Below are 20509 nucleotides of genomic sequence, written 5' to 3'. Positions count from 1 at the left end.
AGCCGTTGTCCCTGTCTTTTCCTATTTTGACTGAATAGAATTATGAGTAAGAAGAATATTTATCATCGGTCTTCAGCCCACTTTAAGCAGGTGTTAACAGCGTGTTAAAAAGCATTAGAATTATTAGACAAATGTATTTTTGGTTTTTTGAGGCTAAATTTAAACAACCACATCGATTGATTATAAATCAAACAGCCTGGGCCTTTACAGAAAGCTATTGGTATTATCAAACGATTCCACTAAGCTAATATTTTGCAGAAAGATTGAGCGAGAGCCAGTAATAATGAAACTTGATGATGACATCCACAATTATTATGAACATCTAGTATTAGAAAGAATTGAATTGTTGGAGTTGGATAACTTTAAAGCTTCAGACTATATCGCAGACTTGTGTTGCTTAGCACTTAACCAATTACCGCCAAGGTATATAAGGTTTGACGTGGATATGTCTTTTTACCTTCCGCAAAGTGAACGTGAGCAAATGGAAAACAAAGTGATTAATGCTGTTTCTAAAGCTATGAGCTATTTAGATGATCCAGAGTCGGTAGATTCCTAGATATTAATGAATTGATGCTTAATCAGTATAAAAGAGGGAATGTATTTAAAATGGAGAATTTGGGTGGCGGCCCATCAGCCACATTCCGGCACATGAGTCGTCTGCTGCGGCTGCTCCCTTCCGGGCCTGACCGATTTCACAGAGTATCATTGCGGAAGGACCAACAGGCCACCATTGAAACTCAGATTCAATAAACTTAGCCCTAAGCAAGAGTCATTGAATCGGCGCGCATTATGACCAAAGCCGTATTAATATGCAAGGTTGAATTCACATCCAAACAATTAGTTGCTGAATTTTCAGCCTACAATAAGGCAAAAGCTCATTTAGCGCCCTATAAAAAACCTATTCTGCTAAAAAGCGCTCTTCTGCCATACGATTGGAAATCACATTAGTTGCTTGCTGCTCTGCCGCGGCACGCTCATATATTTGGGTTAATGTATCTGCTATACCTTCAATATGGTTGCGCATGGCTTCAGCAGTACTGAGCATGCGTTGATGGTAGATATCGATAACGCCACCAGCGTTGATCACATAATCGGGGGCATATAAAATACCCTTTTCACGCAATAACTCCCCTATCGATTCCTGGGCCAATTGATTATTCGCCGCACCAGCAATCACTTTCGCTTTAATTCTGTTGAGGGTTTGATGATTAACAGAGGCCCCCATGGCGCAAGGCGCGTAAACATCAACATCAAGATCAAAGATCTCATCGGGACTAACCGCTGTTGCAGCAAACTTTTCAATCGCTAGGTTTACATTGTCTGGATAGATATCAGTGACGTATAGTTTTGCGCCATGTTGATACAAATGTTCAGCTAATCGAAAGCCCACATGCCCCATACCCTGTATTGCTACTTTTACACCTTGTAAATCCGAGCCTAACCCATATTTAACTGACGCTTCTAAGCCTTTAAATACACCATAGGCAGTAGACGGTGCCGGATTGCCATCGGCTTCACCACCATCAACTCGATATTTCGCCTGAATTCCTGATACATGGGCGGTATTCTGCGCCATCATTTTAATATCGGTTACTGCAATGCCTGAATCCTCGGCGGTTATATAGCGACCGCCCATTTGCTCTACAAAGGTTCCCATTGCCGCCATTAGCTCTGGACTTTTTTGAGTGCGCGGGTCGCCAATAATAACCGCTTTACCACCGCCCAACTTAAGTTGCGCCATGGCAGCTTTATATGTCATCCCTTTTGATAACCTGAGTACATCGTTGAGGGCTTCTTCACTGCTGGCATAAGGCCACATTCTACATCCACCTAGCGACGGACCAAGATTAGTATTGTGCACGGCAATAATTGCCTGCAACCCGGTTTTTTGGTCATTAAAAAACGCCACTTGCTCATGGCCATCAAATTCTAAGTGATCGAACACAGACATTACTAAACCTTATAAATAGTTTGCTATTTTTAAGTATAGTAGCGCAAGGTATTGAGGATATGTTTTGCTAAGAATTTTACGCTAGCAGAAAACGCGCAATTGTGTAACGATTGGATTCCAACATTTAGGATAATTATCCTAGTATCTTTCCTTGAAAAAGATAAAGATTTTGCGCATGCTCCACTATTAAATTAAATAATCCAGTTTTGACAAGATCATCATATGAAGTTTGATAAATTTGACCGTGAAATTCTACGAGTTTTACAAAAAGACGCCACTGTATCTATGGCCGAGTTAAGCCAAAAAGTAGGTTTGTCTCACACGCCATGCTGGCGTCGAGTAAAACGCATGGAAGCCGATGGTATTATTAAGCAAAAAGTAACCATATTAGATAATAAAAAACTTAACCTAGGTGTTTCAGTATTTATTTATGTTACCTTGAAAAATCATGATGGCGAATCACTCAACGAATTTGAAGCATCAGTGCAAAGTATTGATGAAATAGTTGAATGTCACACCACCAGCGGCGACAAAGATTATCTTTTAAAAGTCATCGTTGAGAGTATTGAAGAATATGAGCACTTACTAAAAAGTAAACTCACCAACTTACCTTTAGTCGATCACCTTAGCTCTACGTTTGCCCTTAAGCAGGTTAAGAACACCACAGAGCTACCCATTAAAAATATATAATCTCAGCTCAAACTGCATCTACCTGATTTTCGGGTTTGGCATCGATAAATGCTTGCAATTGATTACAATTGTCTGCGACCCGCTGAATTAAGGGAAACTGCTCCATATCCACGCCATATCGTTCAGCGTTATAAACTTGAGGTACTAAACAGACATCGGCCATGCTGAGGTCGAAACCAAAGCAGTAGTCAGCAACGGTATTTACCATGCGCTTTTCGATTCCTTTAAACCCCGTTTCAATCCAATATTTACACCATGCAGCATTATCTTCTTCGCTGGATTGAAAGTTCGTTTTTAGATGGCGCAATACACGTAGGTTCGTAATGGGCTGAATATCACAAGCAATATCCTGTGAAAAACTGCGCACTCTTGCACGGTCTAAGCGATGAATAGGTACTAATTTCACCGGCTCTTCATAACGCTCATCAATATATTCAATAATCGCCATCGACTGATTTAGAAAAATATCTTCATCATCATCGACAAAAGTAGGCACTAAGTGCGCTGGGTTTAATGCACTATATTGTTCACTAAACTGTGCGCCACCGTCTTTAGTTAAATTAACCGGAACATAGGTATAATCTAATTGTTTTAAATTAAGTGCTATTCGAGCTCTATAAGAAGCAGAAGAACGCCAGTACCCGTGTAAATATAAACTCATTTATTATCTCCTCGAACTAAGTATATTCCATGTTTCAAAAAACCATGCTATTAACCCAGATTAGCCTTTATAACTTTCTGTTCGATACTGCCAAATATAGAACTTCCCTGCTCATCCTTCATCTCTATTTTAATGTGGTCACCAAACTTCATAAACTCAGTACTGGGTTTGCCGTCTCGAATTGTTTCTATCATTCTTACTTCCGCAATACAGGAGTAGCCTACTCCGCCCTCAGCTATACTGGTTCCGTATTCGGTACCTTGTTTGTTAGATACAGTACCAGACCCAATAATAGTGCCGGCACTTAAATTACGACTTTTCGCGGCGTGTGCTACTAATTGGGAAAAATCAAATGTCATATCCACACCCGCTTGAGGACAACCAAATAGCTTATGGTTATATTCAGAGATCAAGGGCAGATGCACTTTATTATTAACCCATTTGTCACCCAACTCATCAGGCGTAACGGCAACAGGGGAAAATGCAGATGCAGGTTTAGACTGGAAAAAACCAAAACCTTTGGCTAACTCCCCAGGAATCAGCCCTCTTAGAGATACATCATTAACTAACATGATTAATTTAATATGTTGGCCAGCGTTTTCGGGCGCTGTGCCCATTGGAACATCGTCTGTCACCACAGCGACTTCCGCTTCAAAGTCCACGCCCCATTGATCGCTGGGCAGAACAACATCATCTGTTGGGCCAATAAAGTCATCGGAGCCACCTTGATACATGAGGGGATCGTGCCAGAAACTCTCGGGAATCTCTGCACCTCTGGCTTTTCGAACCAGTTCCACATGATTAACATAGGCGCTGCCGTCGGCCCATTGATAAGCTCTAGGCAAAGGAGACTCACACTTTTTACTGTCGAAGGACAAAGCATGTTGCAGTGTTCCCGCATTTAATTGTTGATATATTGACGCTAATTTCGGACTTGTTTGCGCCCAATTATCCAGAGCCTGCTGCATAGTGCTGGCAATATCAGTGACTAAAACACACTGAGTAAGGGTTTTGTTTACGACTACCAGCTGACCATCTCGGCTGGCATTTTTATAACTTGCTAATTTCATGGCAATCCTTTTCAGATAATTATTTAACTTGCCAACTATTTACATAGTCAGCATTTTCAACCAATGAGGAAACTTCCGCCACTTGCAACGCATCCCGTGTATCCAACATTACCGCCACTTCATCGGTGAAGGTCTTTTTATGGGCACGACCTGCGGCAAACGCTTTTGGATGAGGTCCGTGGGTAAAGCCAGCTGGATGGAATGAGACCATTCCTTTTTCAATATTATCTCTAGAGAAAAAGTCACCTTGGTGATAAAACAAGACTTCGTCATAATCGTCATTATTATGATAAAAAGGAACCTTTAACGCCCCAGGATCACTCTCTATGGGTCTGGGTACAAAGGTACAAATCACAAATCGATTGGCAACAAAGGTAGTGTGCGCCGAAGGTGGCAAATGATATCGGTGACTCATCAATGGACGAATATCCCGCCAATTAATTCGCACCACACTCAAATCACCATGCCAACCAATGGCATCAAGGGGGTTAAATGGGTAAGTCACTTCGGAAATCTGGTTATGCCGTTTGATTTCCACTTGCCATCTTTGTTCGCTGTACTGCTGTTTGAACCTATCATTGATTTCAGGGACATCTAACATCCCCGCATCAAAAATCGCATGGGGACCCACTAACCCTTTTTCTGGTAATTGATAGCTATCATTAGTGGCTTCAATCATCAAGATTTGCATGTGTGAATCAGGCTCTATTCGCCATAAAGTCGAACGGGGGATCACCACATAATCCCCTTCTTTGATGGACAAGTGCCCATAGTCACAAAACAACTGCCCGCTACCTTGATGAATAAATAACAATTCATCACCATCGGCATTTCGGGCGAGCTTTTTCATTGCCCCATGACAATGCCAGATGCGATAGCGACAATGAACATTGAATAAAATGTCCGGTGCACTCCATGGGGAGTTGCCGTTTATAGCTACCTTTTTTTCTGGCAATAAATTTAAATCAAAAGCTCTAGGACGCAAAGGCCCGTGCCAATCAATCCATCCCGTTGGTGCATGGGTATGATGGAGGTGAGTAGCAGGTCCAAAAAATCCATTACGGCCAATTTCCCGTTCGAAAATGGCTTGCTCAGGAAAGTCAGCATGGGCTTGACGGGAACAGGTGCCCGCTTGGCGAGGAAAATGAATCCATCTACGCATCTGACTTTTCACCGTTATTTTCGATCACGCCACGTCGAATTTGATCTTGCTCAATGGACTCAAACAAGGCTTTAAAATTACCTTCTCCAAAACCTTCATTGCCTTTACGTTGAATAATTTCGAAAAAGACCGGCCCAATCACGGTATCAGTAAATATTTGTAGTAAAATCCCGTCTTTCATAGGTGCGCCATCAATCAGCACTTTTAGCTCTTGCAAAGTGGCTAAATCTTCTCCGTGTCCTTCAACACGTTTATCCACATTCTCATAATAAGTATCAGGCGTATCCATGAACTTAAGTCCACGTGCTTTTAAGGTTCGCACAGTGTCGTAAATATCTTCCGTAGATAAAGCAATATGTTGAATACCTTCACCATTGTATTCACGGATGAATTCTTCGATTTGCGATTTATCGTCAGATGACTCATTGATGGGAATACGGATTTTACCGCAAGGAGAGGTCATAGCTTTACTCACTAACCCCGTTAACTTGCCTTCAATATCGAAATATCGGATCTCGCGAAAGTTACCAATTCGTTCATAAAAATTAGCCCAAACCGCCATATTCCCACGTTTCACATTGTGAGTTAGGTGATCGAGTACCGCTAACCCCGCATTGGCTTTTTGCATACGCTCTTGCCAATCAGGATAGAATTTGAAATCAATGCTATAAATTGATTCGTCACCATAACGGTCCACAAAATATAGCGTACTTTCGCCAATACCGTATACGGCTGGAATATTGAGTTCCATAGCCCCTAAATTACCAATAAATTGCTTAGCGCCGTTTTTGACTGCATGTTGCAATGCTTTGCCTGCATCCTTCACCCGAATTGCCATGCCACAGACACTTGGTCCCCGTAAACGGGCAAATTCTTCAGCTTGAGATGCAGGTTCGGCGTTCACAATAAAATTAATATCACCTTGTTTAAACAACCAAACACGTTTAGAGCGATGTTGGGCAACTTCTGCAAAGCCCAGTGATACGAAAAGATCTTTTAGATCTTGAATCCCTTTTTCATCTGCTGCGGTATATTCCACAAATTCGAAACCGTCACATTGCAAAGGGTTAAAGTGAATGTCAGTAGTCATTGATATTTCTCGCAAAAGTTAAACAAGTAGAGGGCTATACTTAAGCGTATTATTTGCCAGAACTGAAGAGTCTGCTACAGGATAGTTGTTAACTGAAAAACCCATATTTTGTAACGTAATTCTTACATCTGATAGAAGGCATTAAAAAGCCGCTAAAAAGCGGCTTTATATGTCAACAAAAATGAACACTGCAAAAATAACTGTATCTAAAGTTTTACAGTCTTCTTATTTATCCCATATTCCCGTAACTTGTTGGCAATCGCGGTATGACTCAAACCTAACTTTTTGGCGAGTTGACGAGTACTGGGGTAATAAGGATAGAGACGCCTCAACAAACTTTTTTCGTAGCGCTTCACTTCTTCTTCCAAAGAGCCTTCGAACTCTTCAGGAATGAAATTCAAGTTTGTTGAACTGCTGGGCAGTTGAATATGCTCTTTACACATCTCATTTCCTTCGAGCAAAGACAATGCTCGATATAGCGCATTTTCAAGTTGTCTAACATTGCCGGGCCAAGAGTAAGACTGTAAATAATCAACACAGGATTTACTTAATTTTGGCGCGCGACGACCAAGTTTCATACAATGTTGTTTGATGAATCTATCGGCCAACGGAATAATATCGGATTTACGCTCACGCAACGCAGGGACAGTTAAACTCAACACATTAAGGCGGTAATAAAGATCTTCTCTAAACTGCCCTTCTTCCACAAGTTTAGCTAAATCTTTTTGCGTGGTGCAGACAATTCTCACATCCACAGTCACTTCATTGCTATCACCTACTCTGCGGAATGTGCCGTTTTGCAACACCCGCAACAGTTTAGATTGCAACTGATCTGACATATCCCCCACTTCATCTAAGAAAAGGGTGCCACCTTTAGCTTGTTCTAAAATACCCTCTTTGCCCTCTGCTTGCCCAAACTCTCCAGGGGCGTAACCAAATAACTCGGTTTCAGCCACATTGTCCGGTAATGAAGCACAGTTAAGGGGTAGGAATTGACCACTGGCTCGGCGACTCGCTTCATGACAAGCTCTAGCTAACATTTCTTTGCCGGTACCGGTTTCACCAAATATCAAAATAGGCCCATCTAACTCGGCCATGCGGGTGGCTTCTTTAACCACCTTTTTCATCACATTGCTACTAGCTTGCACCGAGGCAAAACTATCGTTACTGATTTGGTGGAAAACGGTAAGTTGCTGTTCCAATCTAAACTCGGATTTAAGCATCAGCAGTGCACCAGCTAGAATCGAGGAGCCACCAGCATCGGGGATCATGACTGGCAATATATCTGCTAAAAAGTCTTGTTCTAAAAAACTAACTTTTTGAGTCTGAGCGGTTGTCGGGTTACCTTCAAACCATTTTTGAAAAGTGAAACCGCGAACAAATTCACCAATTTCTTCTCCTAACAAACTTTCAGAGCTTTGCTCAACGCTAGCGGTTACTGCCTCATTAACTAGCAAAATCCGACCTCTGGTATCTAAAGAGAAGATGGGGTCAGGTAAAGTTTGTAGCAGCGCTCGTAGCTGGTTTTGTTCTCTCTCAATTGGCATAAAAGGCGTTGTTTTAACATCTTCTATACCTTTAATACGCCGAATTTCAGGCATAAACTGCTGAAAATCTTCAAATTTAATATTGGGAAAATTTAAGAAAATTTTCCCAGCGATATCTATTTCAATACCACGTAAATCAATTTCGTAATTGACTAATATGTCTAATACATCTTGCGCTATGCCCAATCTGTCCTGACAGATAATTTCCAATCGCATACAGTCACGATCCATTTAAAAAGGTGTAAAGATATTATTACAAATTTAGAGGGTTGTCTTCAAATTCAGTGAGGTAGTTAACCTAAATTTGAGACAAAGGGAGAAATACGTGCTTTTTGTAGGAACCATAGCTAACAAAAAGCACGATATAGTATAGCCTGCAATTTTAAGGTTTGCCTTTAAACCTATTGCAAATTAGCTGACTAACTTGTCCTTAGCTTCAAACAGCGGTGCTTTTAAACCTAGTTTTTTAGCTGCGTTCACTAAAGCCATAATGTCGAGTTGGGTTAATTCAAACAATTGTTCAAAGTGATTAAGGGTAAAGTAGATAGGCTGCATAATGTCTATTCTATAGGGAGTTCGCAACGCCTCTAGAGGAGACATTTCTTGTCTGATAGGCTTATCACTTTCTAGGGCATATATAGTTTCACTTGGTGACGATAAGATCCCTCCCCCATAAATACGCATTCCTTCAGAGGTGTGCAGTAAACCGAATTCAACGGTGAACCAATACAATCGAGCCAAATATGCGCGATCCTGTTTACTGGCGGCTAACCCCAATTTACCGTAGGTATGCGTAAAATGCGCAAAAGATGGATTGGTCAGTAATGGACAGTGACCGAAAATTTCATGGAAAATATCAGGTTCCTGAAGATAATCAAAATCTTCACGACTGCGGATAAAGGTGGCTACCGGAAATTTTTTATTCGCCAATAATGTAAAAAAGGCATCGAAATTAATCAATGATGGAACTTGCTCCACTTGCCAGCCAGTTGTGGCTGCCAACACTTCATTAACTTCACCTAATTGGGGGATTCGATAGGAAGGTAGATCAAGTAAATTAAGGCCCTCCATAAACTCATCACAGGCTCTATTTTCAATAATAGCGACTTGTCTTTTAAATAAGGATTGCCATACAGAGTTTTCATTTTCCGACCAATCCACTAAACCATTTTCATCCATACTACGAGAGTAATATTTTGTTGATTTTGCCATCTGTAATTCCTCGGCCTCAAATTTAACAGAAGCCATTTTTCGGTTACATTTTGTGGCTAACCACAGTAGAAACCGTTTTAAATTGCTGTACTTCAATTCCTTTAAGTCTACTTAAATCAACACAAAGGAACAGAAACAGAGGCATATACAGCTCACTCAAAAATGTAACATTACTTTTACATTTTTGAGTGTTTTTATAATTATTTCAGTAAGTTATAAAGTAAGTTTTTTTAGGTCAGCTAACAATTGTTGGCTTAATTTAGATAATCCAGGAGGTTTGCTGGCTATCCAAGGTAATGGACGGCAAGCACGCATCGCTTTTACTCCTATTCTTGTGGTTAACACACCGGCTCCTAACCCTTGCGCGACCCGTGATGATAATTTGCCAGTCACCCCAGCTCCAAGAGCATAATTTCCGGCGTCACTTATAATCTCAGCCGCGCCAGCGATTAACATCGATTTGAAGACCCGCTTAATCAAACTGATTCTTCCCCAGTATCCCAACTGTATTCCATAACATTGGCTCACTTGTTTGAGCATCACTAAGTTACGCCATAAAACCACTATCATATCTAGCAAAGCAAAGGGACTAACTGCAATCATGGCTGCCGAAGCGGAGGCGTGTTTGGTTACGCAGGCCAAGGCTTTTTCATCAACTTTTTGTAATACTTTTTGCTCAAATAATTGTAAGACTTCACTGTCTACATGGTGTGCTTGCAATGCATTTTTCCACTGACTAATTTCCTGCTCATATTCTTCAGCAGGCAGATTAGCAATGAGCTTTTCACAAAACCCTTCTGACTGACCAATAGTGGGTGCAGCAATCAATTGCTGGGCTTGTTGTTTAAATTGCTCGTGACGTTTCAGATGAGCCAACCCTCGCCACTGGGAAAACAACTCTTTGCCTGCCATTAGTACAATAAGTGCAAACAACACAAGCCAGATAGCAGATAAATAGTCCTTATATACCATTACTTCACGAATAAACAACACCAGCTCAACGCATCCAAGGCCTAACATCATCAACAGTAGCCAGAATAACTTGGAACTTTTCACTGTTTTAGCATCTTGCTCAATGTCGAGATCATCATGTTGCGCATTCGCAGAGTTACTTTCTTCCCACTCCACTTCGTCAGCTAACAATGTCGCTGGTTTTAACCTATTCACACCCCCTTCGTTGGGCGCACTAGTAACATTGTCTTGTTCTTCGCTCAGAATCAGACTCGATTGAATACTGTCTTTGCCCGCTTGATCAGATTGACTCATAATTTCACTCCAGCTTGTCACCCAACACAAACTGCAATACATGATCTAAGCGTATGTGTGGAAAGGCTATTTTATTGTCGCTTTTAGGCATCGGCCGAAAATTTGGAAAAGCAAATCCTTGATGTTGCCAAAATGACTGATCAGGACACTCTTTAGGTACTTCCCCAGGAAACAAGGTAATACTTTTACCTTCAATTGTTGTGCCCTTGAGTACCTGAATAGGTTCTCCATTTAAGGCACTACTGCCAACCTGCGAAGTGCGAATAGCACTAAAAGCAGTAGACTCTGTTTCTACGCCTTCGTATTGAATATGTTGCCTGGCCTCATGGATCATTGACTCTAACAGCATCACTAAATTCGACTGTTGTTCGGGGGTGATGTGGTCAGACTTACTTGCGGCAAACATAAGTTTGTCAATATTAGGTGAGAAAATCCGCTTTAATATATTGCTGGTTCCATAATGAAAACTGCCCAATAACCAATTTATCGCTTTACGCAAATCGTTGAAGCTGTGGGCACCCATATTTAATGCGGATAAACAATCGACTAAAATTATTTGTCGATCGAAGCGTTTAAAGTGCCTTTTGTAAAACGGTTTAATGACTTTCTTTTGATATTGTTCAAACCGACTATTTAATAAGCCCAATAATGCATTATGCTCACCTTTTTGCTGATTTTCTGTTACCCATTTAAGCTGAATAGGAGTTAACGGGAAAAACTGCAAAACCGGTGCTCCGAGCAACTCCCCAGGAAGCACAAAACGTCCAGGTTGAATAAGTTGATATCCTTGCTCTTTGCATTTATGCAGAAACTGGGTAAACACCTCTGAGATACGCTGAATTTGCATTTCATCAGCCGTCTCAGTTAAATCCAAAGTCGCTAACTCGGCTTTAAAGTTTTCAGCCAAAGAACTTTTGATTTGATCATGTAAGTCATCCCAGAATTTCTGACACCATTGTAAATAATCCAATTCTAATAAAGGTAAATCAAGCAGCCACTCCCCAGGATAATCGGTAATATCAAGGGTTAAAGTGCTATGCTCTGAAACTAATCTGCGCAGTCGAGACTGATTGCGATATTTAATAAGTAGTCTTACCTGAGATACGCCATTGGTGGATTCCGGCCAGCGTGGTGGTTCGCTATTAAGACTTTCGAGCCCTTGCTCATAAGCAAAACGAGCAACGGTGACATCGGGTTGAACATCACGTTTAACACCAATAAGTCGATCTTCGGAGACGACGGAAAAAAACGGTAACTCGGATGATCCTCGCGCATTTAGCAATTGATTGACCAAAGAGGTAATAAACGCTGTTTTGCCACTTTTACTAAGACCAGTTACCGCCAAGCTGACATGATGGTCCATCAACCGATGGCCTAGTACCTTGGCTTGGCTTTGAAAACGTTGCATGGAAGCATTTTGGGATAATTTAGATAGCAATCAAATGACTCCTGAAATCACAAAACAGGTTAGCGAGGGAAGTATAATAAAGAATCTTACCTTTGTTTAATTGAGAAACAAACGCTCTGGCTAGTTTATGACTCAATAGGATTAGATGTTTGCCGTTTAGGTAACATTCAAACTCATTGTAGTTACCTAACCGAATGGCTGCACCTGAATAATCAAATTCTCGGTGCAGTTATGCATAGTAATGCAAGTTGTGAGCAGAATAAGTGTTTACAGTTTATTTATTTCCCTATTCAATTGAAACTCAGATGAAGTTACATAGGTTTCAATTTTTCTCAAACGAGCTTCAGTGCGCAAATATTGTTGTTTGATATCATAAAAAGCTTGTTTTGGTGGCTCTCCAGCCTGCCATACCTTTGCTTTAACAGATACTTTTTTATCAGCATCATCAATATCATTGTGCCAGCCTTTAACGCCAGATTTACCGTGAAAGTGATGTTGGCTTTGGGCCGCATGCTTAGATTCAGGTGATTTTTTATCTAAAATAAACCAAGCTGCGATATAAAATACTGGGATAAAAGGCCCAGCTAACAACAACATAGCAGCTACAGCTGAAATGCGAACTAACCAAGTCTCTATTCCGAAGTATTCAGCAATCCCTGCACAGACACCGGCTATTTTTCCATTTTCCGAATCTCGCTGTAATTGCTTGCGTGCTGTCATGATTTATTTCTCCAATCTGGTGATTCTGCATCCAAAATAGCTTCTAACGTTTGAATACGATCCGCCATTATTTCAGCCTTATTGGATAACTCCTGTAATGACTTATATTCATCTTCAGATAACCCTTGGCTGACCTGCTTTTTGCTTCGGTAATGCAAAATCAACCAAATAGGTGCGACAATTATCATGAAAATAATAGTAGGCACACCTACAGTCACAATCAATATATCTTCCACAGTCTTACTCCTTCCTGGCTACAACTTTTATTTTTTAGCTTTTGTATTTTTAGTCTGTACTTTTTTCTTAAGTGCCGCCAGTTCATCATCAATCACATCGTCAGATTCCAAATCAGCAAACTCATCAGCTAAGGTTTTCTTACCTAGATCATAGGCATCAACCTGTGATTCTAAATCATCAATTTTACGTTCGTATTGTTCAAAACGTCCCATCGCAGCATCAACTTTACTATTATCTAAAGTACGTTTCACTTCAAGACGAGAGCTCACTGTCTTCTGACGCATAATAATCGTTTTCTGACGAGCTTTGGCATCCGCCAATTTGTCTTGTAGTTGACTAATTTCGCCTTGCAGCTTACTGATTTGCTCATCAATAAGTGACAATTCGTTAGCAAGAGATTCACTGTGCTCTACACATTTTTTCTTCTCTTGTAGGGCTGCCCTTGCAAGGTCTTCACGGTCTTTGCTTAGAGCCAATTCCGCTTTAGACTGCCAGTCTTCTGCTTCACCATTTAATTTGGTGATTTGCGAACTTATATCTTTTTTGTTCGCTAAGGTTTTAGCTGAGGCAGAACGCACTTCAACTAATGTATCTTCCATTTCTTGAATAATGAGACGAACCATTTTTTCTGGATCTTCAGCCTTATCAAGTAATGAATTAATATTTGAGTTCACGATGTCTGTAAAACGCGAGAAGATACCCATAATCTTTTCCTCTACTTCAAGTTATCAAATAAATGCTTTTGGCATTTGCTGCATTAACTTATTCAATATACAGGCCAACTAATCAATTAATATTAACCTTATGATTTTTAAATAAAAATAATTTTATTCCTTAACTTTGTGATTTTAGCGTATTATGATTATCAACCACATATTAGCGGATTAGACCACTTTTTATTTTGATGTACACATGAACGAGTAAAAACTTTGGGGTTTTATCTCTTTGAACATGAATAGCATCTTCGATAAAGTCGTTTAATCTCCACAACTTTCAAATAGAGGACACCTGTCAATGAGCCGATTTCGTCAACAAGACAATCTGCTGGGACAATCCAACAGCTTCCTTGAAGTACTTGAACAAATCTCTCAAATTGCTCCCCTAAATAAACCGGTTTTAATCATTGGAGAAAGGGGGACAGGTAAAGAACTAGTGGCCGCTCGGCTGCATTACCTATCTAAGCGTTGGGAACAAAATTATTTAAAGCTCAATTGCGCAGCCTTGAGTGAAAGTTTATTAGAAACCGAGCTTTTTGGTTATGAAGCGGGTGCCTTTACAGGCGCACAAAAACGTCGTGAAGGTCGTTTCGAAGTAGCCAACAATGGCACCTTGTTCTTAGACGAGTTAGCCAATACCTCTGGTCTGATCCAAGAAAAGCTACTTCGAGTCATCGAGTATGGTGAATTTGAACGTGTGGGCGGTTCCCGCTCGGTAAAAGTGGATGTTCGAATTGTCGCGGCCACCAATGAAGACTTGCCGTCTTTGGCTGCTTCAGGGGAGTTTAGACCGGACTTATTAGATCGACTCGCATTCGATGTTATTACGCTCCCTCCTCTGCGAGAACGGCTTGATGATATTATGATGCTGGCAGAGCATTTTGCAATAAACATGGCTAGAGAATTAGAAATGGAATTGTTTAGCGGCTTTACAGAAAAAGCTAAACGCACATTGCTTGAATATGAATGGCCTGGCAACATTCGTGAATTGAAGAATGTAGTGGAACGAGCAGTATATCGCAGTAACAACCCCCATGTGCCCGTTCATCAAATCATTATCGATCCCTTTGAGTCGGTCTATCGCCCAACAGGCAGAATAAAAACCCAAGACAGAATTACCGCTGTTGCACCTACGCCAACACCCCCTCAACCAGTTGCAATAGACAATTCAAGCAATAATGATGAACCCAAACTAGCGGCAAAGGACACAAAGCCCTTGCAGTTCCCCGTTGATTTAAAAAACCTATCCCAAGACTTTGAAGTAGATTTAATTAAACAAGCTCTAGCAGATAGTCAATTTAATCAAAAAAAGACCGCAGAGAAGCTCTCTTTGACGTATCATCAATTACGCGGCTATCTGAAAAAGTATAATTTGTTGGATACTTCCCCGGAAGATATAGAAGATTAAGGTAATGCATTTTAAAAACGCCAATCGATTTTTGCGCTCCACATTTGCTGCTTTTTCAGCAGTAATCGCGCTGAGTTTAAGCGGTTGCTTCGATAAAACCACAGAAACATCTCCTGTTACGGGTGTGATTTATTGCTCTGAGGGAAACCCTACTAGCTTCAACCCCCAACTGGACACCTCTAGCACTACCTCGGATGCATCTTCCCATCAAATCTACGATCGTTTGCTCAACTTCGATCCGCAATCTGGAAAAATCGTCCCCGCATTGGCCAGTAGCTGGCTGATTAGCCAAGATGGCCTGACTTACACCTTTCAACTTAGGCGGGGGGTAAAATTCCACGATACAAAATACTTTTCTCCCTCTAGAACCTTCAATGCTAATGACGTTATTTTCAGTATCGAACGCTGGCGAGTCCCTACTCATCCATATCATTATGTCTCTGGCGGAAATTATCCGTATTTTACGAGCATTGGCTTAATTGACTTAATCTCAAAAGTAAAACGGATAAATGGATACCGCGTGGAAATTACCCTATCCCGCCCAGACAGTTCTTTTTTAGCTAATTTGGCCACTGACTTTGCCGTGATTCTTTCAGCTGAATACGCACAAAAACTTACCCAGAGTAAGCAAAAAGAACGAATCGATAATTATCCTATCGGTACAGGGCCTTTTAAATTTGTAGAGTACAAAAAGGACCACTATATTCGCTACAAAAAGCACCAAGATTATTGGCAGCATAAAAACGCACCGGAAAAACTGATCTTCGACATAACCACCACTAGCTCACTCCGGTTAGCCAAACTGATGACCGGAGAATGTGATGCTATCGCTTTTCCAGCCCATAGTGAATTAGACACTATCCGTGAAAGAAAAGATTTAACCTTAGATGGTAGGCCTGGTCTAAATGTTGGGTTTTGGGCGTTTAACACTTCAAAATATCCATTCAATAATCCTAAAGTAAGACGGGCATTGGCCATGGCCATTGATAAAAACACCATACTAGATGCTGTGTATTATGGCAGTGCGGTAAGTGCAAAAAGTTTACTGCCTGAGTCATCGTGGGCTTTTCAGTCTGATATTAGTGAAACTAATTACAATCCAGTGCTATCCCGCAAACTACTAAGAGAAAGTGGCATAGATGAAGGATTCACCATGAATATTTGGGCCATGCCAGTTGAAAGAGCTTACAACCCTAATGCTCGAAAAATGGCTGAGCTAATGCAAAACTATCTTATTCAAGTGGGGATTCAGGTTAATATTATAAGTTATGAGTGGACAACTTTTCGCGAGAAGCTCAAAGAAGGGCAACATGACTCGGTACTCATAGGTTGGTCAGCTGACAATGGCGATCCGGATAACTTTTACCGCCCTTTATTATCTTGTTCCGCAATAGAGTCCGGCACAAACCGAGCCATGTGGTGTTCAGATGAATATGACTCTCTTATCTATCAAGCGTTACAATACTCTGAAATAGAACAAAGAATTGAATATTATAAATTGGCCAATAAATTGTTAGCCGAACAAATTCCTTTGCTGCCATTGGCCCATGCGTATCGCTATCGAGCACATCGACAAGAGCTTAATGGCTTAGTCATTAATCCATTTGGTGCAATTCGTTTTGGGGATGTTGACAAACAATGATGCTGATCCAAATTATTCGAAAATTCAATTTGCTGATTCTTACCTTATTTGTATTAAGCGTTTTGTCTTTTTCGTTAGTCTATTTATTTCCTGGCGATCCACTAGTCAATTTAACTGGTATCAAATACACTTCTGACGAAACCTATCAATATCTAACACAACTCCATGGTTTCGATCATTCTTATATTTATCAATATTGGGTGTATTTAAATAACCTTGTAGAGGGGCAATGGGGCCTGAGCTTTAGTTCTGGTAACCCATTATGGGAAGAAATCTCTCAAACCCTGCCAGCTAGCATGGAATTAAGTGCTTACGCGTTACTACTTTCACTACTAATTGGTGTCCCTTTGGGGTTTCTAGCAGGTTTTCAGCACTACAAAGCTTCTGATTATAGTTTGCTAGCGGCAAGTGTTATTGGCTATTCCACACCGGTTTTTTGGTTGTCGCTAATTATGATTTTGGTGTTTTCGTTGCAGCTAGGCTGGTTTCCATTGTCGGGGAGAATCAGTTTACTGTTTGATATTCCCCATCAAACTGGCTTTATGTTCATAGATATTTTTTTGAGTGATTTTGAATATAAAAACGATGCCGCTCAAAGTGCCCTGCAACATTTAATTTTACCGACTTTATCTTTAACCATAGTAACTGCATCTATTATTTTTCGGATTACCCGTCGTTCGGTTATCGATGTGATGGCAAGCCAATATATTCTGACCGCTTACACTCGTGGGTTAAGCGGTTTACAAGTGGTATTTCGTCATGGGGTTAGAAATGCGCTGATTCCTATTATTCCATTATTTGGGATGCAATTTGCCGTGCTTCTTACCAACGCCATGATCGTTGAAGTAATCTTCTCTTGGCCAGGCATTGGAAATTGGTTAATTCAGGCCATTTATCAGCGAGACTACCCGGCGATAAGAGCCGGGATGCTAGCGGTATCAACTATAGTAATTATATTAACTGTCTGTACCGATTTATTTGCAAAACTGCTTAATCCAGCACTGACGGGAGAGCGTCGTGCCCAAATTTGATATCTACCAAGAAGAGTTTCATCCATCACCATTAATTCATACGTGGTGGGAGTTTCGTAAGAGCCATATTGCTGTCCTAGGCTTATGGATTCTGGCATTTTTTGTTTTTCTAGTGGTTTTTGGCCCCCTTATCGCGCCTTTCGACCCCGTTTTGCAAAACCCCAATGCATTTTTAGTCAAACCGTCTTGGGATGTAAACGGCTCTATTCGCCACTTGTTTGGTACCGACAGTTTAGGCAGAGACCTCCTTTCGCGACTGATTTACGGCTGCAGAATGACCCTGGGGATTAGTTTATTGTTAGTCTTATTAGCCATGCTGATAGGCGTGGCATTAGGAGCGCTTGCGGGTCTAACTCACGGCGTACGTTCTAGTGTGTTGAACCACTTATTAGATTCTATACTAGCTATACCGACGCTGCTTATTGCTATTGTCATAGTCGGTATTTTAGGGGTGGGTTTGGTGAACAGTATGTGGGCCATCAGTTTGGCACTGATCCCACAGTTTGTGCATAACACCCGAGAAGTGGTTAGAACAGAAATGGCGAAAGAATATATTTTGGCCTCTAAATTAGATGGCGCAAAAAACACCTATCTATTCTTTTACTGTATTTTACCCAATATGTACGAAATGTTGGTTGTACAGGGAACCATGGCTTTATCCATTGCGATTTTAGATATTAGTGCTTTAGGGTTTTTAGGTCTGGGGGCACAAGCGCCAGCACCAGAGTTGGGAACAATACTTTCTGAAGGCTTGCGTGTAGCTTACAAATCTCCTTGGAGTATTGCCTTGCCCGGCAGCGCGATATTTTTGATGGTGTTATCAGTTAACGTAGTAGGTGACGGACTTCGCTCTGCCCTTCGAAATAGGCTGCAACGATAATGGCTTTACTAGACATTAAAAACCTGACCTTGGAAATCAACGGATCAACTGGTTGGATAAAAGCCCTAGATAAAGTTAACTTGCGTATCGAAGAAGGGGAAATCCGTGCCCTCGTGGGTGAATCTGGTTCGGGTAAAAGTTTAATCGTTAGAGCTGTGGTAGGAGCAATACCCGAAAACTGGCGACTAACCGCTGATAGGCTCACGTGGAAAGGACGAGACTTACTTAAAATTAGCCAATCTGAAAGACGTAAAATAATGCGCAGTGAAATAGCGGTAATATTTCAAAACCCCGTCGCGTCACTCGACCCCTCATCTACCCTTGGTGAACAATTAATAGAAAGTATTCCAGGACATATTCTAAAGGGGAAGTGGTTTTGGCAAAGAAGCCAACATAAACTGCAAATCGCAATAAAACTGCTGCATAAAGTTGGCATTAAGGATCACAAAAAGTATTTACAGGCTTACCCTAATCAAATTGCCGATGATATAGGTCAGAAATTTTTAATAGCCTGCGCATTAGTGTCATCTCCCCAGTTATTAATCGCTGATGATCCTACCCGGGGCATGGAGATCACTACGAAAATACAAATATTAAAATTGCTTTCGCAACTAAATAAGACCCGTAATTTAAGTATTTTATTTGTAAGTCACGATTTGCTCGCCATCTCCAGCATGGCAAATAAAATGACCGTTTTATATTGTGGGCAAACCGTAGAGGACGGCAAAATGGCGCAGTTGCGCAAGCGTCCGTTACATCCATACACTAAAGCACTGTTAGACAGTGCGCCAAGTTTTAGAAAAGACTTACCACCTAAATCGCCTCTTTCGACCCTTGATGGCACCATCCCTACTTTGCAACATTTACCCATAGGTTGTCGTTTAGGCCCACGCTGTCCTCGAGCCCAACGAGAATGTGTTAAGGTCCCTGAGCTGCGATACGTTCAAGATCATTTTTACAGTTGCCACTTCCCTTTAATACGAGAAAAAGAATGACAGCTTTACTGAAGATTGAAAACCTCGAGTACATCCAAAAACCCGTAAGAAGTCTGTTTAAGAAACAGTCCGGATTCACCTTAGGTAAAGTAAACTTCGAGCTTAATGAAGGAGAAACCTTAGCCATACTCGGCGAGAACGGTTCGGGAAAATCACTATTAGGCAAGCTTTTAGTGGGAGCTGAGAAACCTACGTCAGGTAATATTTACCTGAATAATCAGAAGTTATCCCCGCATAATTTACGACAGCGCTGTTTAAATATTCGCATGATTTTTCAACACAGCAATGAATCCTTAAATCCAGGCATCAACATCGCCAAAATATTGGAAGGGCCGTTAATTCTCAATACCAAACTAAATGCATCAGAACGACTACAAAAAATTGAAGAAACCTTAAAGTTAGTTGGCTTATTGCCTGACCACATGTTCTTTTATCGACATATGTTATCCGATGGTCAACGACAGCGTCTAGCCTTAGCCAAAGCCCTGATTCTAGACCCTCAAGTCATAGTTGCCGATGAACCTTTTGCAGCCTTAGATCCGTCTGTTCGTTCACAAACCATAAACCTAATTATGAAATTGCAAAAAGACCTAGGTTTGGGGTTTATCTTTATTTCCCATAATTTAGGCATCATTCGTCATATTAGTGACCGCGTGTTAATTCTTCAAAACGGTAATTTGGTGGAAGCGGGTAAAACCGATGTGGTATTTAACTGGCCTAAAAGTTCATACACCGAAAAACTTGTCAAATCTCACCAGTCTCTTATTACCCCCAATTAACTTTGCGCATAAAAAAACCCGCAGTGATGAACAGCTGCGGGTTT

At 41.0% G+C, this 20509-nt stretch carries 20 protein-coding genes and 1 other RNA gene; 8 read left to right on the top strand and 13 right to left on the bottom strand.

Annotated features, from left to right (window positions below; translation table 11 throughout):
* The first annotated feature begins 283 nt into the window (after positions 1–283).
* Entirely contained in the window at positions 284–556 is a 273-nt protein-coding gene (locus AB6T38_RS01145; RefSeq protein WP_372545448.1) for a late competence development ComFB family protein, read from the top strand.
* Between the two features lie 69 nt (positions 557–625).
* Here AB6T38_RS01145 and ffs read toward each other — a convergent pair.
* Positions 626–722: signal recognition particle sRNA small type (gene ffs / locus AB6T38_RS01140), an RNA gene on the bottom strand.
* A gap of 176 nt (positions 723–898) precedes the next feature.
* The gene (locus AB6T38_RS01135) at positions 899–1951 is read right to left on the bottom strand and encodes a Glu/Leu/Phe/Val dehydrogenase dimerization domain-containing protein (RefSeq protein ID WP_372545447.1); all 1053 of its coding nucleotides are present in this window, start codon (positions 1949–1951) and stop codon (positions 899–901) included.
* 222 nt (positions 1952–2173) lie between these two features.
* On the opposite strand from AB6T38_RS01135, the gene AB6T38_RS01130 reads away from it, so the two are divergent.
* Positions 2174–2641, top strand: a complete 468-nt coding sequence (locus tag AB6T38_RS01130) for an Lrp/AsnC family transcriptional regulator (protein ID WP_216050112.1) — start codon at positions 2174–2176, stop codon at positions 2639–2641.
* 7 nt (positions 2642–2648) lie between these two features.
* Here the strand turns inward: AB6T38_RS01130 and maiA are convergent, their stop codons facing one another.
* The 11 genes from maiA to pspA all read right to left on the bottom strand — a co-directional run bounded on the left by maiA (position 2649) and on the right by pspA (position 13718).
* The gene (gene maiA, locus AB6T38_RS01125) at positions 2649–3302 is read right to left on the bottom strand and encodes a maleylacetoacetate isomerase (RefSeq protein ID WP_372545446.1); all 654 of its coding nucleotides are present in this window, start codon (positions 3300–3302) and stop codon (positions 2649–2651) included.
* A 50-nt stretch (positions 3303–3352) separates the two neighbouring features.
* The gene (locus AB6T38_RS01120) at positions 3353–4372 is read right to left on the bottom strand and encodes a fumarylacetoacetate hydrolase family protein (RefSeq protein ID WP_372545445.1); all 1020 of its coding nucleotides are present in this window, start codon (positions 4370–4372) and stop codon (positions 3353–3355) included.
* A gap of 19 nt (positions 4373–4391) precedes the next feature.
* Complete coding sequence (locus AB6T38_RS01115; protein WP_372545443.1) at positions 4392–5534, bottom strand: homogentisate 1,2-dioxygenase; 1143 nt, start codon at positions 5532–5534, stop codon at positions 4392–4394.
* Complete coding sequence (gene hppD / locus AB6T38_RS01110) at positions 5527–6624, bottom strand: 4-hydroxyphenylpyruvate dioxygenase (protein WP_372545442.1); 1098 nt, start codon at positions 6622–6624, stop codon at positions 5527–5529. Before hppD ends, AB6T38_RS01115 begins: the two co-directional genes overlap by 8 nt.
* 206 nt (positions 6625–6830) lie before the next feature.
* A complete protein-coding gene (gene tyrR / locus AB6T38_RS01105; RefSeq protein ID WP_372545441.1) occupies positions 6831–8387 on the bottom strand; it encodes a transcriptional regulator TyrR in 1557 nt (518 codons plus the stop codon).
* Between the two features lie 195 nt (positions 8388–8582).
* Entirely contained in the window at positions 8583–9383 is an 801-nt protein-coding gene (phhA, locus tag AB6T38_RS01100; RefSeq protein ID WP_372545440.1) for a phenylalanine 4-monooxygenase, read from the bottom strand.
* 213 nt (positions 9384–9596) lie between these two features.
* Positions 9597–10649 (bottom strand): YcjF family protein, encoded by a 1053-nt coding sequence (locus AB6T38_RS01095; protein ID WP_372545439.1) that lies wholly within the window; start codon positions 10647–10649, stop codon positions 9597–9599.
* 4 nt (positions 10650–10653) lie between these two features.
* Positions 10654–12087: a YcjX family protein gene (locus AB6T38_RS01090; protein ID WP_372545438.1), complete on the bottom strand. Its 1434-nt coding sequence runs from the start codon at positions 12085–12087 to the stop codon at positions 10654–10656.
* A gap of 237 nt (positions 12088–12324) precedes the next feature.
* Positions 12325–12777 carry an envelope stress response membrane protein PspC gene (gene pspC / locus AB6T38_RS01085; protein WP_372545437.1) on the bottom strand — a complete coding sequence of 151 codons (453 nt, stop codon included), beginning with the start codon at positions 12775–12777 and terminating at the stop codon, positions 12325–12327.
* On the bottom strand, positions 12774–13013 hold the full coding sequence (gene pspB / locus AB6T38_RS01080) for an envelope stress response membrane protein PspB (protein WP_348492118.1): 240 nt from the start codon (positions 13011–13013) through the stop codon (positions 12774–12776). Before pspB ends, pspC begins: the two co-directional genes overlap by 4 nt.
* 27 nt (positions 13014–13040) lie before the next feature.
* Positions 13041–13718 (bottom strand): phage shock protein PspA, encoded by a 678-nt coding sequence (gene pspA / locus AB6T38_RS01075; protein ID WP_372545436.1) that lies wholly within the window; start codon positions 13716–13718, stop codon positions 13041–13043.
* A gap of 310 nt (positions 13719–14028) precedes the next feature.
* Here pspA and pspF point away from each other — a divergent pair, with 310 nt between their 5' ends.
* Genes pspF through AB6T38_RS01045 form a run of 6 tightly spaced genes read left to right on the top strand, consistent with a single transcriptional unit; the run spans position 14029 to position 20465 of the window.
* Positions 14029–15138: a phage shock protein operon transcriptional activator gene (gene pspF, locus AB6T38_RS01070; protein ID WP_372545435.1), complete on the top strand. Its 1110-nt coding sequence runs from the start codon at positions 14029–14031 to the stop codon at positions 15136–15138.
* Positions 15139–15142: 4 nt separating this feature from the next.
* Positions 15143–16780: an ABC transporter substrate-binding protein SapA gene (gene sapA, locus AB6T38_RS01065; protein ID WP_372545433.1), complete on the top strand. Its 1638-nt coding sequence runs from the start codon at positions 15143–15145 to the stop codon at positions 16778–16780.
* Positions 16780–17811: an ABC transporter permease gene (locus AB6T38_RS01060; protein WP_372546029.1), complete on the top strand. Its 1032-nt coding sequence runs from the start codon at positions 16780–16782 to the stop codon at positions 17809–17811. The genes sapA and AB6T38_RS01060 overlap by 1 nt, the downstream gene beginning before the upstream one ends.
* Positions 17798–18691 carry an ABC transporter permease subunit gene (locus AB6T38_RS01055; RefSeq protein ID WP_372545432.1) on the top strand — a complete coding sequence of 298 codons (894 nt, stop codon included), beginning with the start codon at positions 17798–17800 and terminating at the stop codon, positions 18689–18691. Before AB6T38_RS01060 ends, AB6T38_RS01055 begins: the two co-directional genes overlap by 14 nt.
* Entirely contained in the window at positions 18691–19686 is a 996-nt protein-coding gene (locus AB6T38_RS01050; protein ID WP_372545430.1) for an oligopeptide/dipeptide ABC transporter ATP-binding protein, read from the top strand. Before AB6T38_RS01055 ends, AB6T38_RS01050 begins: the two co-directional genes overlap by 1 nt.
* On the top strand, positions 19683–20465 hold the full coding sequence (locus tag AB6T38_RS01045) for an ATP-binding cassette domain-containing protein (protein WP_372545429.1): 783 nt from the start codon (positions 19683–19685) through the stop codon (positions 20463–20465). The genes AB6T38_RS01050 and AB6T38_RS01045 overlap by 4 nt, the downstream gene beginning before the upstream one ends.
* Positions 20466–20509: the final 44 nt, after the last annotated feature.

Origin of the sequence: Aliiglaciecola sp. SL4 (genome assembly GCF_041538045.1) — a bacterium.
In the GTDB taxonomy this organism is placed as follows: Bacteria; Pseudomonadota; Gammaproteobacteria; order Enterobacterales; family Alteromonadaceae; genus Aliiglaciecola.
The sequence above is the reverse complement of the archived record's forward strand: the minus strand, read 5'-3'. Positions and strand labels throughout refer to the sequence as shown.